Source organism: Martelella lutilitoris, assembly GCF_005924265.1.
In the GTDB taxonomy this organism is placed as follows: domain Bacteria; phylum Pseudomonadota; class Alphaproteobacteria; order Rhizobiales; family Rhizobiaceae; genus Martelella; species Martelella lutilitoris.
Genome location: NZ_VCLB01000001.1, coordinates 197,399 through 216,904 on the forward strand (window position 1 = coordinate 197,399; position 19,506 = coordinate 216,904).

The following is a 19,506-nucleotide window of genomic DNA, read 5'->3' on the forward strand; positions in this document are numbered from 1 at the left end:
CCTTCGCCGCGCGTTCAGCGCGGCGGAAAACATATCTGAAGCAATACCAGGAAGAAGCATGACCAGTCCGGCAATGAAACTCGTCGTCGTGGGCGCCAGCGGACGCATGGGACAGACCCTCATCCGCGTGATCAGCGAAACCGAGGGCGCGGTGCTGCATGCCGCCATCGACCGCCCGGAGAGCCCGGCGCTTGGCAAGGACGCCGGCGAGCTTGCGGGCGTTGGTGCGCTCGGCGTTGCCGTCACCGACGATCCGCTGAAGGCCTTTGTTGATGCAGACGGCGTGCTCGATTTCACCGTTCCCGCGGCATCGGTCGAATATGCCGGGCTCGCCGCACAGGCGCGCATCGTCCATGTGATCGGCACGACCGGCTTTTCGGAGGATGACGAGACCCAGATCAAGGCGGCCGCCCGCCATGCCCGTATCATCAAGTCTGGAAACATGTCACTGGGCGTCAACCTGCTTGGCGAACTGGTCAAGCAGGCAGCCGCAGCGCTTTCGGCAAAGGGCTGGGATATCGAGGTTCTCGAAATGCATCACCGCCACAAGGTCGACGCGCCGTCCGGCACGGCCCTTCTTCTGGGCGAGGCGGCGGCGGAAGGCCGCGGCATTTCGCTGAAGGAGAATGCCGTGAAGGTACGCGACGGGCATACCGGCCCGCGCGCGGAAGGCACGATCGGCTTTGCCACTCTGCGCGGCGGCTCCGTGGTTGGCGAGCACTCCGTACTCCTCGCCGGCGAAGGCGAGACGGTGAGCCTCTCCCACAAGGCGACCGACCGTTCGATCTTCGCCCGCGGCGCGGTTCAGGCGGCCCTTTGGGGCAAGGCCGAAAAACCAGGGCTTTATTCCATGCTCGACGTGCTCGGGCTTTCGAAAACACATTAACCCAAGATCTGACGAAGGAAGACTGTCATGAGCGGAACACTGGTTCTCGTGCGTCACGGCCAAAGCGAATGGAACCTGAAGAACCTTTTCACCGGCTGGAAGGATCCTGACCTGACCGAACTCGGCGTCAAGGAAGCCACCGCCGGCGGCAAGGCGCTGGCAGAGGCCGGGATGAAGTTCGATATCGCCTTCACCTCGGCTTTGACGCGCGCCCAGCACACCTGCAAACTGGTCCTCGACGAGGTCGGCCAGGCCGACCTCGAAACCATCAGGGATCAGGCGCTGAATGAGCGCGACTATGGCGATCTCGCCGGTCTCAACAAGGATGACGCCCGCGAGAAATGGGGCGAGGAGCAGGTTCATATCTGGCGCCGCTCCTACGACGTGCCCCCGCCCGGCGGCGAAAGCCTGAAGGATACCGGCGCACGCGTCTGGCCCTATTACATGCAGGAAATCCTGCCGCGCGTCCTCAGGGGCGAGAAGGTTCTGGTCGCCGCACACGGCAACTCGCTGCGCGCGCTCGTCATGGTGCTCGACCGGCTGAGCCAGGAGGAGATCCTGAAGCTCAACCTCGCCACCGGCGTGCCGATGGTCTACACGCTGAACGCCGATTCCACCGTCGCGGACAAGAAAGTCCTCGGCGACATGTCCGGCGCGCACTGAGCCGCGATTGTTTATGCAGAATTTGAGGGCGGTCTTCGGATCGCCCTTTTTTGTTTTTCAGTTTCACGGCGCGGGAAACAAGATTGCGCGCCAAGGAAAAAACGATCATGGATTGCACTATCAGCCGATTGGAATGACGATGCGCTGATTCCCGAATTCCGAGGGCCAAACCACATCAAAGGCAAGAAATTACACACTTTGAAAAAGAGCTTCATCGTTCTTTCAGTCTGTGCGGCGCTGATTGTCACAGGCTTCATCCAGCCCTTTGCCCTCGGCCCTCCGGAACATCGTGCGGATGGTCTTGTCGGGGCAGCATATTTCCTTGTCTGGTCTGCGCCCCTTCTGCCGGCCGCAGCGATACTGACGAGGTCTTTGATGCACCGCCCCGCCTCGCCGGCACAGATATGGCCAATCGCAATCATTGTTTTTCTGGCCGGCCTTTTTCTTACGCTTCTGTGCCTCGCGTTTGCGTCTACTCTCTCCAGGCCGCTATTGCTGACGCAGGGAAGCCTTCTGTCCGTCGCGGTCGCATCGGGCGTATTATGTCTGGCTATCAGGGAGGAGCGTTCAAGAATCGCACGATTGGCCATTTCCGGGATGGCCGTGTCGGCTGCCGCTGCCATCTGGTCTTTGCTGTCCGTTCCGGCTGTCGTGTTTCAGGCCAACCAGACTGCTGCGGGCGCCCCCTTCTGCATAGCGCATCACCATTCATCTTCGGCCATTGGTTCGCTATGGAACTTGCGCGGTTTTGCCTTCTACACGACCGCTTCGGGTTACAAGTCGACATCTGATTGGTACTTTCACGGTATTCTTGTCGTGGATGGCGATGACGGGCCGAGATATTTCAACTGGTCGCCTCGCCATTTCCGATTTGACCGCATTGATCATCCGGAACGGTTTATTGCGCCTTTGAAAAACTTGTGCACACCATCTTCCGCGTTCTGGGCAGAACTCTGACAACCGCTGATCAAACCAGCCCGTTCCGTGATGAAAGCGTCTATCGGACGTTCACGGGGAACCTGGGGCCCGGCCTTGGCATTGATTGATTTGAGGGACCGATCCGCTTGCAAAGGCTGGCGAATCCCGTCACGTTCGAATTCACATACAAGGTTTTGTGCAAGGAAACCGGTTTGCGATACGCCATTTATTTCACGCCGCCTGCAGACGATCCGCTGACCGTCGCCGCCAGCCGCTGGCTGGGCTATGACGCCTTTACGGGCGAGGAACGGCCCTACCCCGACAATATCGCGCTTCCTGCCGGACGGATGAGCGCGGTGACGGCGGCGGCGGCCCGCTACGGATTTCACGCCACCATCAAGGCGCCGTTCCGTTTGGCGGAGAACATCTCGCCCTCGGCGCTGGAGGCGACCTTCGATGTGTTCTGCCGCAACCGCAAGCCTTTCAGCATCCCCGAGATCACGCTGGGGCAACTCGGCAAGTTCTACGCGCTCATTCCGGCGACGGAAGATGAGACGCTGCAGACCTTCGCAGCCGATGTGGTGGAACATTTCGAGCCGATGCGCGCGCCGCTGCTGAATGACGAGATCGCGCGGCGCAAGCCCGAGACGCTGACCGAAATCCAGCGTGATTATATGGTCCGCTGGGGCTATCCATACGTCTTCGACGAATTCCGCTTTCACATGACGCTGACCGGCCCGGTGACCGGCACGGATGCGCATGTGATCGAGACGGCGGTCCAGGATTATTTCGGTCCCTATACCGGCAGGCCGCTCGAGATCGGCGGCCTCGGTCTTTTTGTCGAGGCGCGGCGCGGCGCGCCCTTTACCATCAAGCGCTGGCAGCCGCTTTCCGGCGCGGAAGAACAAGAAACATGAGCGTCGAGACCGTTTTCACCAATGCCCGGATCGTCACCGAGGACCGGATCGTCGACGGCACGCTTGTGATCCGCGACGGAGAGATCGCCGACATCGCCGAAGGCAATGTCGGCAAGGCTGAGGATCTCGACGGCGACCTGCTGATCCCCGGCCTTGTCGAGCTTCACACCGACCATCTTGAGGGCCATTACGCGCCGCGCCCCGGCGTGCGCTGGAACAAGATTGCCGCGATCCAGGCCCATGACGCGCAGGTCGCGGCCTCCGGCATCACCACCGTTTTCGACTGCCTGCGCCTGGGCTCCGACGACACCGACGGCTTCGAGGTCGGCGAGATGCGCGCCATGGCGGACGCGATCATTCAGGCGGAGCGGGAAGACCGGCTCAAGGCCCAGCACTTCCTGCACCTGCGCTGCGAGGTCTCCGCCGCCAATGTCATGGAGCATTTCGCCGCCTTCGAGGAAGAGCCGCATGTGCGCCTTGCCTCGATGATGGACCACGCGCCGGGCCAGCGACAATTTGCCGACATCCAGCAGTACCGGCGCTATTACAAGCCAAAGCGCGGTCTCGATGACGACGCCTTCGAACGCTTCGTCGCCCGCCGTCAGGCCGCCTCCGAGGCCTATGCGGACAAGCATCGCCGGATGATTGCCGATCACTGTTCGAAGAACGGCATTTCGATCGCCAGCCATGACGACGCAACGACAGCCCATGTGGACGAGGCGATCGCGCTCGGCGTGCGCATCGCCGAGTTTCCGACGAGCTTCGACGCGGCAAGGGCCTCGCATGCGGCCGGGCTTTCGGTGCTGATGGGCGCGCCGAACGTGGTGCGCGGCAAGTCCCATTCCGGCAACATCGCCGCGCGCGACCTGGCGGCGGCCGGCGTACTCGATGTACTGTCCTCGGACTATGTGCCCTTCAGCCTGCTGCACGCCCCGTTCATCCTTGCCGGCGACGAGGACGCCGGGGTCTCGTTGCCCTGGGCCATCGCCATGGTGACGGCAACGCCGGCGAAAGCCGCCGGCCTTGATGATCGCGGCCGCATCGCGCTGGGACTGCGCGCCGATCTCGTCCGCGTCAAACGCACCGAGGACGTGCCGGTGGTGCGCGCCGTCTTCTCTCTCGGAAAGCGTGTGGCGTAAAGCATGGGCAAAGCCGGCAGGATCATCGTTGTCGTCGGCCCGAGCGGGGCAGGAAAGGACAGCCTGATCGGCTACGCGAAAGCCGCATTCTCCGGCCATCCGAATGTCCGCTTCGTCCGCCGGGTCATCACCCGTCCCTGCGATGGCACGACGGAAGACCATGCCTCGATGACGCCGGAAGCCTTTGCCGCCGCCAAAGCGGCGGGCGGGTTCGCCGTGACCTGGGCCGCCCACGGACTGGAATACGGCATTCCCGAAGAACATCGCGCCTTCGTGGCGTCAGGCGGCGTCACCATTGCCAATGGTTCGCGCCCGGCGCTGCCGCTGTTTGACAAAGCCTTTGCCGCGATGACCGTGGTCAATGTCACGGCGCGACCGGAGATAAGGGCCGAACGCCTTCAGGCGCGCGGGCGCGAAAGCCGGGAAGACATCCTCGAACGCCTCGCCCGCTCGACCACGGCGATCCACGGCAATTTCGATGTCGTCAACATCGACAATTCGGGCGCGCTGGAAGATGCCGGAGAGGCGCTGGTGCGGGTGATCCGGGACAGCCTCGCCTGAAGCCTTCAGTGCCCGGCGGCGTTTGAGAACAGGTTCATCACAACCACGCCGCCGACAATCATCGCGATCCCGACCCAGGCGGCGATATCGAGGCTCTGGCGCAGGACAAGCACGCTGACGGCGGCCGTGAGCACGATGCCGAGACCCGCCCAGATGGCATAGGCCACGCCGAGCGGGATCGTCTTCAGCGCCTGCGACAGGCAGAAGAAGGCGATGAGGTAGAACACCGCCACGCCGATCGTCGGCAGAAGACGGGTGAAGCCGTAGGATTTCTGCAGAAGCGTCGAACCGACCACCTCGCAGACGATCGCAATTCCAAGAGCGCCATAAGCGGCGAGCGCGGGGTTCATCTGATATCCTTTTCAAAAATGCGGAGCCGGGACAGCGCACTCGGTGCGCCAGGGTTTGTTGACCAGGGTCTCCCGAAGGCACTTCCGTCATGCCGGCCCTGAGCCGGCATCCAGGGCCAAGGAGCGAGGACCATCTGGAGTAGACCTTTTGCGCGAAAGTCGGTCCACGGCCATGGACCCCGGATCAAGTCCGGGGTGACGGACAGAGGACTGAGCAATCTCAAGGGGCCTGCAACATGAGTTTTCAGCCTGCTCCCGCCCGCTCAGTGCGCCTCGTCCCAGTTATGCGCGGCGCGGGCATCGACCTGAAGCGGCACGGCCATGGAGACGGCCGGCATCGCTGCGTTTTCCATGACATCGACGATCAGCTTCGTCGCCTCGTCCACCGCCTCATCCTCGACCTCGAAGATCAGCTCGTCATGCACCTGAAGCAGCATCTGCGCCTTTTCGCCAAGCCCGGCGGCGGCCAGCTCCGGCTCTATGCGGATCATCGCGCGGCGGATCACGTCAGCGGCGGAGCCCTGGATCGGCGCGTTGATGGCGGCGCGCTCGTTGAAGCTTCGGACCTGGTGGTTCGACGACTTGATCTCCGGGTAGTGAATGCGCCGGCCGAAGATCGTCTCGACATAGCCCTTGTCACGGGCCTGCGCCTTGGTGTCTTCCATATAGTCGTTGATGCCGGGGAAGCGCTCGAAATAGCGCTTGATATAGTCGCTGGCCTCGGAGCGTTCGATGCCGAGCTGGTTGGCAAGGCCAAAGGCGGAGATGCCGTAGATGATGCCGAAATTGATCGCCTTGGCGCGCCGTCGCACCTCGCCGGGCATGCCTTCCACCGGCACGCCGAACATTTCCGACGCCGTCATCGCGTGAATGTCGATGCCATCGGCGAAGGCCTGTTTCAACTGCGCGATGTCGGCCACATGGGCGAGCACGCGCAATTCGATCTGGCTGTAGTCGGCAGACAGCAGCTTGTGGCCCGGATTGGCGATGAAGGCGGTGCGGATCTTGCGCCCTTCCGCCGTTCGCACCGGAATGTTCTGCAGGTTCGGTTCCGACGAGGCGAGCCGACCGGTCGTGGTCGCGGCCAGCGAATAGGAGGTGTGGACGCGCTTGGTCTGAGGGTGGATATAGCCCGGCAGCGCATCGGTATAGGTCGATTTCAGCTTGGTCGTCTGCCGCCATTCGACGATTTTCGAGGGCAGCGGAATGTCCTGGGCAGCCAGATCGTCAAGCACCTGAACGGCTGTCGACCATTGGCCGGACTTGGTCTTCTTGCCGCCGGGAAGGCCCATCTTGCCGAACAGGATATCGCCAAGCTGCTTGGGCGAGCCGATATTGAATTTTTCGCCGGCCAGTTCGTAGATCTCGTCCTCAAGGCGGGCCGCCTTCTGCGCCAGTTCGCCGGAAAGCCTGGACAGAATCTGCCTGTCGACGGAGATACCGCGCTCTTCCATGCGCGAGAGCACCGGCAAAAGCGGACGCTCCAGCCGCTCATAGACGGTGGCGACGTGTTCGGCGGCGAGGCGGGGTTTGAGCACCAGCCACAGTCTCAGCGTCACATCGGCATCTTCCGCCGCATAGGCCGTCGCCTTGTCGATATCGACGTAATCGAAGGTCACCATATTGCGCCCGGAGCCGGCAACCTCCTTGTAGGGGATCGGCTGATGGCCGAGCCAGCGTTCCGACAGAGCATCCATGCCGTGATTGCCCATGCCGGAATCGAGTGCATAGGAGATCAGCATGGTGTCGTCGAAATTCTTCACCGTAACGCCGTGGCGCAGCATCACCAGATAATCATATTTGAGGTTCTGGGCGATCTTCAGCACGCCCTCGTCCTCGAGCAGGCCCTTGAGCGCGGCAAGCGCCTTGTCGAAATCGACCTGCCCGTCTGCAAGCCCGCCGCCCAGGAGATCGTCCTGACCGGCCTTGTGGGCGAGCGGCACATAGGCCGCGCGGATCGCCTTTGCGGCATCGGACTGGTCTTCGTCATAAAGCGCCAGCGAGAAGCCGACGAGTTCGGCCTGCATGGCGTCAAGCGAGGTGGTTTCGGTATCGAAGGCGCAGAGCCCTTTATCGCGCGCCGCAGAGATCCAGTCTTCAAGCGTTTCGAGATCGCGGATCGTCTCATAGGACGAGCGATCGATCGGGACCGCGGCAAAGCGTGCGGCACGGGCAGCGGCAAGTGCGGCCGGCCCGGAGGCTTCGCTGTCCGGCGCGGGCTTCTCGCCTTCACTGGAAACGGCCTCGCCCGGATCGAGATCGGGGCCGTGGGCCTTCTCGCCCCATTCAGCATTGACGCTCGCCGGTTCGATCTCGGCAGCCTCTGCGCCCGTCGCCTCGGCCACGCGCCGCGTCAGCGAGTTGAACTCCATGGCCTTGAGGAAGGAGACGAGCTTCGGCCCGTCCTGTTCTTCCAGCACCAGCGCGTCGAGCGGCAGCTCGACAGGGCAATCGCGCTTCAGCGTCACCAGCTTGCGCGAGACCAGCACGAGCTCCCTGTTGGCGATGATGTTTTCGCGGCGCTTCTTCTGCTTGATCGTCTCGGCATTTTCGAGAAGATTGTCGAGATCGCCGAATTCCTCCAGCAGGGTCGCCGCCGTCTTTGGGCCAATGCCGGGAACGCCCGGCACATTATCGACCGAATCGCCGGTGAGCGCCTGCAGGTCGATCATCTTTTCCGGCGGCACGCCCCATTTCTCGATCACTTCCGGCACGCCGATCTGCCGGTCCTTCATCCCGTCATACATATGCACATTGGAACCGACGAGCTGCATCAGGTCCTTGTCCGAGGAGATGATGGTGGCGTCGCCGCCGGCCTCCACCGCCATCTGCGCATAGGTGGCGATGATGTCGTCGGCCTCATAGCCCTCGATCTCGATACAGGGCAGGTTGAAGGCCCGCGTCGCCTCGCGGATGAGCGAGAACTGCGGCACCAGATCCTCCGGCGGCGGCGGCCGGTGGGCCTTGTAGTCGGGATAGATCTTCTTGCGGAAGGTCTGCGAGGAAAAGTCGAAGATCACCGCAAGATGGGTCGGCGTGACGCCAACCGAGGTGTCGCGCGCGGATGTGAGCAGCTTCCACAGCATGTTGCAGAAACCGGACACGGCGCCGACCGGCAGGCCGTCGGACTTGCGCGTCAGCGGCGGCAAAGCGTGGAAGGCCCGGAAGATGAAGCCGGAACCGTCGATAAGGAATAGGTGATCGTCTTTTTTCATGCTCGAATGCATAGCCCGGTCGGCAAAAAAGGTCCATCGCAAAGCCGGATTTCAGGCCGGCCGCTCGACCCTTGCCGCACCAGGGAATCCTCGAAAAAAGGCCGGTAATTTAATCAGATTACCGAATTGTAACGAAATGCGCCGCTCTTTCCCTTGAATCGACACATTTCGAGGTACAAATACATTTCAGCGGCGCACGATAGCGCCGATGCCTGATGGAGGCTCGTCCCCCGCCTCGTCAGACAACAGGACAAAGGCTCCATCCCCCCTCTCCGGCCTTTGTCCCAAAAAGCAGCCGCCATGGCCAGCCCCCCTCCAGGCCATGGCGGCTTATTTTTTACCCCGTTTCCAACCCCGCCCCGCATTCCTGCAATCGTGTATTTCCAAAAGGCCCCGGCTTGGCCTATGGTCCGCCCACATCATTCGTGAAAGACCGAGGATCTCCCATGACCGAACTTGAAACGCTCCTGAAGCGCGCTGACGACAACCTGCCCTCCAGCCTCGACAAGCTGTTCGCGCTCCTGCGTATCCCCTCGATTTCCACCGATCCGGCCTACCGGAAGAACTGCGCCGAAGCCGCCGACTGGCTGGTCGGCGAGCTGAAGACGCTCGGCTTTGCGGCCACCGCCTACACCACCAAGGGCCACCCCATGGTGGTCGGTACGTCGGAGAATGCGCCGGAAGGCGCGCCGCATGTGCTGTTTTACGGCCATTACGACGTGCAGCCGGTCGATCCGCTGGACCTTTGGGAAAGCGATCCCTTCGCGCCGGAAATCAAGGACGGCGGCAATGGCCGCAAGATCATTACCGGGCGCGGCACCAGCGATGACAAGGGCCAGCTGATGACCTTCCTCCAGGCCTGCCGCGCCTATCGCGAGGAAAATGCCGAGCTTCCGGTGAAGATCACCGTGATGTTCGAGGGCGAGGAAGAGTCCGGCTCACCTTCCCTGCCGGCCTTCATCGAGGAGCATGGCGACCTTATCAAGGCCGATTTCGCGCTTGTCTGCGATACCGGCATGTGGGACCGCGACACGCCGGCGATTGCCGCGACGCTGCGCGGCCTTGTCGGCGACGAGGTGGTGATCACCGCGGCCGACCGCGATCTTCACTCCGGCTTTTTCGGCGGCGCGGCGGCCAATCCGATCCACATTCTCGCCGATATCCTTGCGGGCCTTCACGACGAGACCGGCCGCGTGACGTTGCCGGGCTTTTACGACGGCGTGGAAGAGACGCCCGAGGAGGTGAAGAAGGGCTGGGAACAGCTTGGCGAGACCGACCAGCGTTTCCTCGGCGAGATCGGCCTTTCGGTCCCTTCCGGCGAAAAGGGCCGCTCCGTGCTGGAACTGACCTGGACGCGGCCGACGGCAGAGGTCAACGGCATTACCGGCGGCTATACCGGCGAGGGCTTCAAGACGGTGATCGCGGCCAGGGCCTCGGCGAAGGTCTCCTTCCGCCTCGTCGGCACGCAGGACCCGGCGAAGATCCGCGACAGTTTCCGCAGCTATGTCCGCTCCAAAATTCCGGAAGACTGCAAGGTCGAGTTTCACCCCCATGGCGGTTCGCCGGCCATTCATCTTGACTACAACGCCCCCTTCCTGAAGAAGGCGCAGAAAGCCCTGTCCGACGAATGGCCGAACCCCGCCGTCGTCATCGGCATGGGCGGGTCGATCCCGATCGTCGGCGATTTCCAGAAGAAGCTCGGCATGGATTCGCTCCTCGTCGGCTTCGGGCTCAATGACGACCGCATCCACTCGCCCAATGAGAAATACGAGCTGACCTCCTTCCACAAGGGCATCCGCTCGTGGATCCGCATTCTCGACGCGCTGGCAAAGTAGAAGCGACGCGACGTTCAGCTTGCGTTAACGTTGCTTTTGATCTGTTGGCCCGGGGGCATTGCGCCGGAGCGGTCTTTCACGCGACCTTAACGGCACTCGGCTAGCCTCTTAAGCGAACACGGAAGGTGAGCAGCTCCACCGCCATGGCCGGAAGCAAGAAAAAGCGCAGCAGGAAAGACCCCACCCTGGGCGGCTCGACCGCCGGGGCGGGCAGGACACCTGCGAAACGGAAACCCGCCGCGAAGGGCAAGAACGCCCGGTCCCGGACATCCGAGCGGGGCCTTCTGGCGCGCGCGCTGCGCTTTGTCTTCTACTGGGGCATGGTCGCCGCCGTCTGGGGCGGCGTCGTGATCATAGGCATCGTCATCTATTACGGCGCCAAGCTGCCGCCCGTCGACGAATGGGCGGTCCCCGACCGCGCGCCCAACGTCAAGATCGTCGCCAATGACGGTTCGCTGATCGCCAATCGCGGCGCGACCGGCGGCGAGGCGGTATCGATCGACGAGATGTCGCCCTTCATCCCCATGGCGGTCGTCGCCATCGAGGACCGGCGTTATTATTCCCATTTCGGCGTTGACCCGATCGGGCTCGCGCGCGCCATGGTGACCAATATCCAGCACGGCGATGTCGTGCAGGGCGGCTCGACGCTGACCCAGCAACTGGCCAAGAACGTGCTGCTTTCCCACGCCCAGACTCTGGAGCGCAAGGTGCAGGAAGCGCTGATGGCGCTGTGGCTGGAGCACAAGTACTCCAAGGACCAGATCCTGGCGATGTATCTGAACCGCGTCTATTTCGGCTCCGGCGCCTATGGCGTGGAGGCCGCCTCGCAACGCTATTTCAACAAGTCCGCGCGCGACGTGACGCTCGGCGAGGCCGCGCTTCTCGCAGGCCTGCTGAAGGCGCCGTCCCGGCTGTCTCCGGCGCGCGACCCGGAGGCTGCGGAAGCGCGCGCGCAGGTGGTTCTTGCCGCCATGCACGACCAGGACATGATCGACGACAGCGACATGGCAACCGCCATGGCGCGCGAACCGACGCGTGCGCCGAGCTACTGGTCGGGCGCGGAACATTATGTGGCCGACATGGTGATGGCCCGGCTTGAACCGATGATCGGCGAGATCACCACCGATGTGGTCGTTCATACCACGATCGATCCCGGCCTCGAACGCGACGCCGAGGAGAGCCTGAAGTCGGCCCTCGATGCCGCAGGCAAGAAAGACCGCGTCGAGCAGGGCGCGCTGGTGGCCGTCGATGCTACGGGCGCGGTGCGGGCGCTGGTCGGCGGGCGCGACTATTCCAAGAGCCAGTTCAATCGCGCCGTGACGGCGAAGCGCCAGCCCGGCTCCGCCTTCAAACCCTTCGTCTATGCCGCGGCGCTCGAAATCGGCGACCGGCCGAGCTCGGTCCGCAATGACGCGCCGATCACCATCGACAACTGGACGCCGGAAAACTATGAAAAGACCTATTCCGGGCCGATGACGCTGACGAACGCGCTTGCCCATTCGGTCAACACCATTGCCGCGCAGTTGGTGATGGAGGCAAGCCCCGGCGGCGTGGCCGACATGGCGCGCAGGCTCGGCATCACCTCGGATATCACCGCCAACGCCTCGATCGCGCTTGGCACGTCGGAAGTTTCGCTGATCGAACTTACAGGGGCCTATACCGCCTTCATGAATGGCGGGTTCAAGGCGACGCCCTATGTGATCGAAAAGGTGGAAACGACCGGCGGCAACACGCTCTACCAGGCCGACCACGCCAGCCAGCCGCGCGTGCTTTCGCCCCAGATTGCCGCCAATATGAACGCCATGCTGATGCGCGTAGTGACCGAGGGAACGGGCAGCGCGGCGCAGATCCCGGGCTGGCAGGTCGCCGGCAAGACCGGGACGACGCAATCCTCCCGCGATGCACTCTTCGTCGGCTTCACCGCCAATCTGACCACCGGCGTCTGGGTCGGCAATGACGACAATTCGCCGATGAGAAACGTCACCGGCGGCAAGCTGCCGGCCAAGATCTGGCACGATTTCATGGCGCGCGCCCACAAGGGCCTTGCTCCCGAGCCGCTTTACGGCGGCGGCAGGCTGATCGAGCCGAAGCCGAACGCTGCGCCGGCGAGAGACACCGACAATCCCAAAACGCTCGTCGAATTGCTCGGCCGCCTCGGTGACGCAGATGCCGCCCCGCCCGCCGATGTCGGCGCGGCGCAGGCGCAACCGCAAGAGCGCAAACGCCGAACCATCATGCAGATTCTCGGCGGAGGCTGAGGCGGCTGGTCCTGCAGACGGGCCGCATTCCGCTCGGTCCCCGAGCACGCGAACCTGTGCCGGGCTCGGCGATTTTTATGAGAGACGGACGACGCTCGCAAGCGCTGGAGCGCCGTGCCTTCGGGTATTGTCCGGCCGCGCGACTGACAGACATAGCCGCCATTTCAAGCCCCCCAGGACCGCCTCAGAATTGCCACTTCCACGGCCAAGAAGAGGCACGCTTTAGTTGTCTTCCGGCGCTTAACTATCGTCATGGTAAAAATCCCGCTCGACTGCTAAACGTGTTCCTTATCGTCGGCGAAACAAAGACGGGCGGACGGAACGCTGGGCTGTTTGGCAAGACAGAAGCGATGGACCGCCGCCTCTCCCAAGATCAAGAGGATGTGTCGATGTCGAAAAAAAGAAACAACAAAAACAGAGAGCTTCTCGCTGCAATCGGTATTTCCGCCAGGGCCCTAGGCGGCGTTGCCGCCTTCAGTGCCGTGGTCAATATCCTTGCCCTGACAGGCACGCTTTTCATGCTGCAGGTCTATGACCGCGTCATTCCCAGCCATTCCGGGGCGACGCTTCTGGCGCTGTTCGCGCTCGTTATTCTGCTTTATCTGCTGATGGGCATTCTCGACAATGCCCGCAGCCGTGTGCTCGCCCGCATTGGCGCCCGGTTTCAGGACCGGCTCGACGAACGGGTGTTCCGGATCGTGCTGAAGCAGTCGCGGCTGCCCTCCGAACGGCAAAAACCTGCCGTGGCGCTCAACAGCCTGGGCACGATCCAGGGTTTTCTCGCCTCGCCTCTGCCGGGCGCGATCTTCGACCTGCCATGGGTGCCGTTCTTCTTGACCATCATGTTCGCCTTCAGCCTCTGGCTCGGGCTTCTAGGCATTGCCGGCGCAATCATCGTCGCCGCGCTGGCCGTCGCCAACCAGTGGCTGACGAAGCGGAAAAACGCAGACGCCTACAGGATCAGGCTCGAGGCGGATGCGGAAACGGAGCGGACGCGCAAGCAGATCGAGACCGTTCTCGGGCTCGGCATGGTCGGCCCGTTCCTCATGCGCTGGAAGGGCCTGCGGGCTGCGTCGCTCGATGCCAATCTTGCGACCTCGGACATTTCCGGCCGGCTGACCTCGGCATCCAAGGCGGCGCGCCAGTTTCTGCAGTCCGCAGCCCTGGGGCTCGGCGCCGTCCTCGTTCTTGCCGGCGATTTTCATGCCGGTGCGATGATCGCCTGTTCCATCCTTCTCGGCCGGGCGCTGGCGCCGATCGAACAGGTGATCGGCCAATGGGGCCTGATCCAGCGCGCATGGGAGGCCTGGAAAAACCTGTCGGTCCTGTTCGACGTCATCGAGGACGAGGCCCAGCATATGCCGCTGCCGCGGCCCGAGGCGCGGATCGACGTCGAGGCGGCGAGCGTCGTGCCGCCCGGCGAGCGCAAACCGGTTCTGCACGCGATCACCTTCTCGCTCACGCCCGGCAAGGCCCTGGCCGTGATCGGGCCCTGCGCCGCGGGCAAATCCTCCCTGGCGCGGGCGCTTACCGGCGTCTGGCCGGCGGCGGCAGGCATCATCCGGCTGGGCGGCGCCGATATCAATGAATATCCGCCGGACACGCTCGGCCGCTATCTCGGCTATCTGCCGCAGACCGTGACGCTTTTTCCGGGAACCGTGGCGCAGAACATTGCCCGTTTCGACGAGAACGCCGATCCCGAAGCGGTCGTGCGGGCAGCGCAGAAGGCGGAAGCGCACCAGATGATCCTCAACCTGCCCATGGGCTATGACACCGTCCTGACGGAAGGCGAAAGCCTTCTTTCCGGCGGTCAGCGCCAGAGGCTTGGCCTGGCGCGCGCGCTCTATGGCGATCCGCTGGTTCTCGTGCTCGACGAGCCGAATGCCAGCCTCGACGATGACGGGTTGCGGGCGCTGAACGGCGCCATCGCTGAAGCCAAAACCGATGGCCGCGCCGTCATCATCATGTCCCACCGCCCGTCTGCGCTTGCCGAATGCGACGAGGTCCTGGTCCTCGAGAAGGGTCAGGTGCGGGCCTGGGGCCCGCGCGACGAGGTGTTGAGCCGCATCACAGGCGCGCAGGTGCCGAGCGTGGTCACGGGAGGAGCAAAATAAGATGTCCGAGAGATTGTCACCGACGAAATTCCTCGTCACCGGTTTCGTTGCGCTGGGGCTCGGTCTCGGCGGCATTGCCGCCTGGGGCGCCACCACGCGGATCAACGGCGCGGTCATCGCCGCCGGTCAGGTCGAGGTGCAGGCGCGCCGCCAGGTCATCCAGCATCAATATGGCGGCATTGTCGCCAAGATCGACGTGCATGACGGCGAGAAGGTCAAGGCCGGCCAGCAGCTTGTCCTGCTTGATGACAGCGAGCTCAACGGTCAGCGGATGATCCTCAACCGGCAGATCTTCGAGGCCAGGGCCAAGCTGGAGCGCGCGCGCGCGCAGGCGCAGGGCGCGGACGAACTCGCCTTTTCCCCCGGGCTTGTCGCCGAGGCACAGGCAAATCCCGACTATCAATCGATTCTGGAGGATGAGCGCAAGGTGTTCGACGTCCAGGCGGAATCCAATGCCCTGATGGCGCAGCAGCTTGCCGAACAGCAGGCGCAGGCCAATGCCGTCATCGCAGCCAACCGCGAGCAGATCGCCGCGTTCGAGAAGGCGCTTGCCATCGATGATCAGGAGATCGACCGCTATCAGGGGCTCCTCGACCGCGGCCTGGCCCAGGCGAACAGCCTTTCCAGCATGAAGCACGAGGCGGCAATGGTGGAGGCCGAGATCGCCGACCTGAAGGCCGAGATCGCCGACGTCAACGGCAAGCTCGCCGGCTATGCCGTGCAATTGCTGAGAGTGAAGGCCGACGCGCGCCTTGCCGCGCAGCAGGAATATGCCGAAACCCAGCCGCAGCTCGCGCAAATGGAAGAGAAACTGAATGTCATCGAAAAGGAATATGACAGGCTTTCGCTGCGCGCGCCCATGGACGGGACGGTCTATGACCTGAAGGTCTTCACCATTGGCGGCGTCATTCAGCCCGGCGCGGAGGTAGCCGCGATCGCCGCCGACGACGAGCCGCTCACGCTGGCGCTTCGGGTCCCGCCCGCCGAGATCGACCGGGTTTCGGTCGGACAGGATGCGATCGTCAAGTTTCCGAACTTTGACAGCCGCTCGACGCCCGAACTCTTCGGGACCGTGCTGACCGTTTCCGCAGACGTGCTGACGGAGGAGAGGACCGGAGCGCCCTATTTCCGCGTCGAGGCCACGCTTGCCCCGGCCTCCGAAGACGAGGCGGAAAAGCTTGGCATCAAGCCGGGAATGCCGGTCACCGCCTTTATCCAGACCGGCGCGCGCAGCCCGGTCTCCTACCTGCTGAAGCCGATGACCGATTACTTTGACATGGCCTTCCGCGACGACTGACCAAGCCTCCTCGAAAACCGGGGGTCGCGCACCCTTCGGATTTGCTCCCTGCGGCGACAACCGAAGCTGAAATATGACTGCCGATGTGACCCGTCGAACCTGACATCAGGCTCTTGCGTGAGGGTGCGAAAGCGCCCCTCGGCAGACGAGATTATGACATTGGCAGGTCATGCCCGAGCGGCGAATATTGCTGCCGTCGCCGCATCATGCAAAACGGCGCGGACCAGGTGCCGGTCCGCGCCGCTATCATCAGATTTGCCAGCCTTCAAGCGAAGATGAAATCGCTTTCCGCAAGATGCTGCTGGCCGCCGTAAAGCGCAATGTCGATCTCGTTTCCGAAGCCGTCCTTGATCACCGCGCAATAGCCGAGGTCTTTGACGTCGGGGTCGTAATCGAGATGGCTTTGAAGCTCATCCCAACTGTCGAGTTCGGCAATCTGGCTCAGGTCGATCTTGTCTTCTCCCTTCATAAAGTCAAAGATCTTGTCGTGGCCGAACCCCCTATCGAAGACGAACGTGTCTGCGCCAGAACAACCGTAGAGGTCATCATCGCCCGATCCGCCATTGATGGTATCGTTTCCAGAGTCGCCCCAAATCTTGTCATTGCCGGCGCCGCCATCAATCTTATCCTCAAACAGACGCAAGTCATCAGTGTACAGGTGGCCAGTGAAAGGCCTGTCGCCATGGATGATGTCATCGCCCGCGCCACCTTCTATGGTATCGCGATCGACCGCAAATTCTTCCCCCCAAATATCAACTCCCGTTACGCCAGTGCCGCCGCCGTAGATGATGTCGTTGCCGTCACCGCCATAGATGATGTCATTGCCCTCATCGCCATAAATGACGTCATTTCCCTTGCCGCCATCAATGACATCATCGCCCGATCCGGCATAGACCTTGTCGTCGCCGTGCGAGCCGAAGATCCTGTCATGTCCCCCCAGCCCGAACACATCGCTCGCCGCGGGATCGACGGGGTTCGTCGCGGTAGGATCCAGAGCAGCCCTTCTCCCGGCGTAAATAATATCACTTAGCTCGGTTCCCACGGCAATAGATTTTCCGTTGTAGCCTGCCCCGCCCTGGATGACACCACTGTTGCCGAAGAAGGCCAAAAAATCACCATTTGTCATTGAGCCGTACAGGTCATTCCAGCTGTCATAGACATCCGAACGCCTCAACAGATCCATGACTTCTGAATTTCCATTGAATGTTACTCCGGATTCAGGCGTCTGGTCATCAGACCACATTCTGAAGGCATAACTTTGCTTATCACAATAGACAGCTGAAGCCAGAACAGATTTTAGAAGTGCCATTTCAATTGCTTTAAAGTCAACATCTCCAATCGATAGATGCTCACTATGTTCATTCGCGATACCGATGATGTCATTTATAACGGCGTTATCTATGTGTATTTCCGCAACAACGCTGTCTCCACTATTAATAGAAATATATTGTTCGGGAGATTCGTTGACGAAAAAGCTAACATTCCTTCTATTCGCGTTCTGATTTTGAAAAAACTGGATAAAACTGTCCTCCCTTGGATCAAAATCATTGATCTTGAGAAAAGAATCTGTATCGAGGTGGGAGTAATAGTCATCCCCATGGCGTACGCCGTTGATAATAAATTCGCCCACGCGGATCAATTGACGAATCCCCATGGTTATAATGCCCATTCCAGCGCAGGAGCCGAGCAGGTCTTGCAGCGCGTAGGCGCCGGTTATCATCATCCAGTTCGATGCAGGGGCAGATGATTCCACGATCACATCCTTGCCGGTCCTCTGCATCGAGACGAACGTGTCGGCACCTTCCCCTCCCCAGGCTTCCACGATACCGGACCGTTGTCCGTTGCCGAATGAGAATGTCAGGAAATCGTCTCCCCCATCAGCAAAAATTCTGACGTTGCCGCCGTCTTCATAGGAGATCCGGTCGTTTCCGTTTCCGCCACGTACGACGACATTCGAGAAATAGTAATTGCCGCCATTTGAAGGCTTGGAATCGACACCCGTGATGACCGCAGCATCGTTTCCGTCGCCGAGGTCGAAATAGGCAAATGGGAGTCCCTTTGCCTCCTCGCAGCGAACCCAGTCATCTCCTCCGCCCATATAGGCGCAAACACCGCCATCTGTCGTATCCCTGACGCGGAGCCAGTCGTAATCCGAGCTAAGGTCCAATCTCAGGGCATATGTATGCTCCTTGTCATATTCACAACTATACTTCCAGCTTCGACTGTCATAGGATCCAAGATTATTAGAACTGTAATATATCTCAAGTCTGTGTTCAATTATGCTCGAATTGAAGAATATAATGTTATATAAATCCACGAAAGTCTGGGTTGACCTATTCCAATGGATGACTGCATCCGGTACAGGGTACCACTCGTATGAATACGCTTCTATCGTCACTGCGGACGTGTCATCAGCGCCACCAGCCGCCTGAGCGCTGTTGTAGACAGTGGGCGTCATGGCTTCGACGGATGCAGGAAGCGCCAGATCGCCTGTGCCGGTCTGAAACGCGATGCGGGACCTGTCCTCGAAGGTAAACGTATCGGGCTGCATCGCACGCTCTGAACCATCGACAGGGACGGCCTGGTCCTGCCGGGCCTTTTCGTCATAGCCATCCACATTCGACGGAAGCGCCGTCGGATCGGGGACAAACAGGTCGCGGGCGTGATGCTGCCGGACCTCTTCATCTTGCGCGGCGGAAGCATTCCCCTCGGCATCGCCGATCAACTCCAGATATTGGGTTTTGTCTCTGCCTTGCGTCGTCTTGGTCTGATCTTCACCAAGAACATCAATCCAGAACTGGTTTCTCATTTTCGTCTCCTCCCGAGCCCGCCAGGGGGTTCGGCTATTTTCTGCCCCGCTCTTGCGTGCAGCCTTCCTTCTCGGATTTCCTGCGGCTGCGAACGCGCCAACGCGGTGCCTTTCTCGCCAGGGAACGAGGCCCTGTCCCCCTGCGGTCCTTGCTCGACACGTGGCGTCCTCCCCGTGCCTGACGGGCGATCGCAGAAGCCCGTTTCCGCAAGCGCCACTCAAGGCCTCACGGATATTGTCTGCTGTTTCAAGAATGGACGGATTTAGGCGGCAGGCGCCGTCAGGCGCGTCACGGCGGAGGACCGTTCAGGCCGCGGCCGCGGATTTCGGCGCGCCGGTCGTCGCCGGGACCGTCAACGAAATTGCCCGGGGGGCGCAGCCATCCCGTTTTCATGGAAGCTTGGGGGGAACCTGCCACGCGGGCAGCGCCCGGATACCCAACAGCGCCAGGAGAGAGGCCGCGGCTCCGTTTTACGGCAATTTCAGCAAAGACGGATGACGATTTTGCGTCCGTTTTTACGTAAACACGACGAGATCGAAGCCC

Annotated in this window: 13 protein-coding genes; 10 read left to right on the top strand and 3 right to left on the bottom strand. The window is 61.8% G+C overall.

Features of this window, described 5'->3' with window-relative positions:
* Positions 1-58: 58 nt before the first annotated feature.
* From dapB to phnN, 6 genes are all read left to right on the top strand, one after another.
* Positions 59-886, top strand: a complete 828-nt coding sequence (dapB, locus tag FF124_RS00925) for a 4-hydroxy-tetrahydrodipicolinate reductase (RefSeq protein WP_138746599.1) — start codon at positions 59-61, stop codon at positions 884-886.
* A 27-nt stretch (positions 887-913) separates the two neighbouring features.
* The gene (locus tag FF124_RS00930; RefSeq protein WP_138746600.1) at positions 914-1,549 is read left to right on the top strand and encodes a 2,3-bisphosphoglycerate-dependent phosphoglycerate mutase; all 636 of its coding nucleotides are present in this window, start codon (positions 914-916) and stop codon (positions 1,547-1,549) included.
* 198 nt (positions 1,550-1,747) lie between these two features.
* Positions 1,748-2,506, top strand: coding sequence for a hypothetical protein (locus FF124_RS00935; RefSeq protein WP_138746601.1), 759 nt, complete (start codon positions 1,748-1,750; stop codon positions 2,504-2,506).
* Positions 2,507-2,679: 173 nt separating this feature from the next.
* On the top strand, positions 2,680-3,384 hold the full coding sequence (locus FF124_RS00940) for a DUF1045 domain-containing protein (protein ID WP_138746602.1): 705 nt from the start codon (positions 2,680-2,682) through the stop codon (positions 3,382-3,384).
* Positions 3,381-4,523, top strand: coding sequence for an alpha-D-ribose 1-methylphosphonate 5-triphosphate diphosphatase (locus FF124_RS00945; RefSeq protein WP_138746603.1), 1,143 nt, complete (start codon positions 3,381-3,383; stop codon positions 4,521-4,523). Before FF124_RS00940 ends, FF124_RS00945 begins: the two co-directional genes overlap by 4 nt.
* A gap of 3 nt (positions 4,524-4,526) precedes the next feature.
* Entirely contained in the window at positions 4,527-5,084 is a 558-nt protein-coding gene (gene phnN, locus FF124_RS00950) for a phosphonate metabolism protein/1,5-bisphosphokinase (PRPP-forming) PhnN (RefSeq protein ID WP_187326760.1), read from the top strand.
* A 5-nt stretch (positions 5,085-5,089) separates the two neighbouring features.
* On the opposite strand, the gene FF124_RS00955 is transcribed toward phnN, so the two are convergent.
* The gene (locus FF124_RS00955) at positions 5,090-5,434 is read right to left on the bottom strand and encodes a DMT family transporter (protein ID WP_138746604.1); all 345 of its coding nucleotides are present in this window, start codon (positions 5,432-5,434) and stop codon (positions 5,090-5,092) included.
* Between the two features lie 263 nt (positions 5,435-5,697).
* Positions 5,698-8,649 carry a DNA polymerase I gene (gene polA / locus FF124_RS00960; protein ID WP_138746605.1) on the bottom strand — a complete coding sequence of 984 codons (2,952 nt, stop codon included), beginning with the start codon at positions 8,647-8,649 and terminating at the stop codon, positions 5,698-5,700.
* Positions 8,650-9,095: 446 nt separating this feature from the next.
* Between polA and FF124_RS00965 the strand changes: the two genes are divergently transcribed.
* The 4 genes from FF124_RS00965 to FF124_RS00980 all read left to right on the top strand — a co-directional run bounded on the left by FF124_RS00965 (position 9,096) and on the right by FF124_RS00980 (position 16,153).
* Entirely contained in the window at positions 9,096-10,484 is a 1,389-nt protein-coding gene (locus tag FF124_RS00965) for a dipeptidase (RefSeq protein WP_138746606.1), read from the top strand.
* A gap of 143 nt (positions 10,485-10,627) precedes the next feature.
* Positions 10,628-12,742, top strand: coding sequence for a transglycosylase domain-containing protein (locus FF124_RS00970; RefSeq protein WP_138746964.1), 2,115 nt, complete (start codon positions 10,628-10,630; stop codon positions 12,740-12,742).
* A 389-nt stretch (positions 12,743-13,131) separates the two neighbouring features.
* Positions 13,132-14,856, top strand: a complete 1,725-nt coding sequence (locus tag FF124_RS00975) for a type I secretion system permease/ATPase (RefSeq protein WP_138746607.1) — start codon at positions 13,132-13,134, stop codon at positions 14,854-14,856.
* Position 14,857: 1 nt separating this feature from the next.
* On the top strand, positions 14,858-16,153 hold the full coding sequence (locus FF124_RS00980) for an HlyD family type I secretion periplasmic adaptor subunit (RefSeq protein WP_138746608.1): 1,296 nt from the start codon (positions 14,858-14,860) through the stop codon (positions 16,151-16,153).
* A 265-nt stretch (positions 16,154-16,418) separates the two neighbouring features.
* Here the strand turns inward: FF124_RS00980 and FF124_RS00985 are convergent, their stop codons facing one another.
* A complete protein-coding gene (locus tag FF124_RS00985) occupies positions 16,419-18,962 on the bottom strand; it encodes a calcium-binding protein (protein ID WP_138746609.1) in 2,544 nt (847 codons plus the stop codon).
* Between the last annotated feature and the right edge of the window lie 544 nt (positions 18,963-19,506).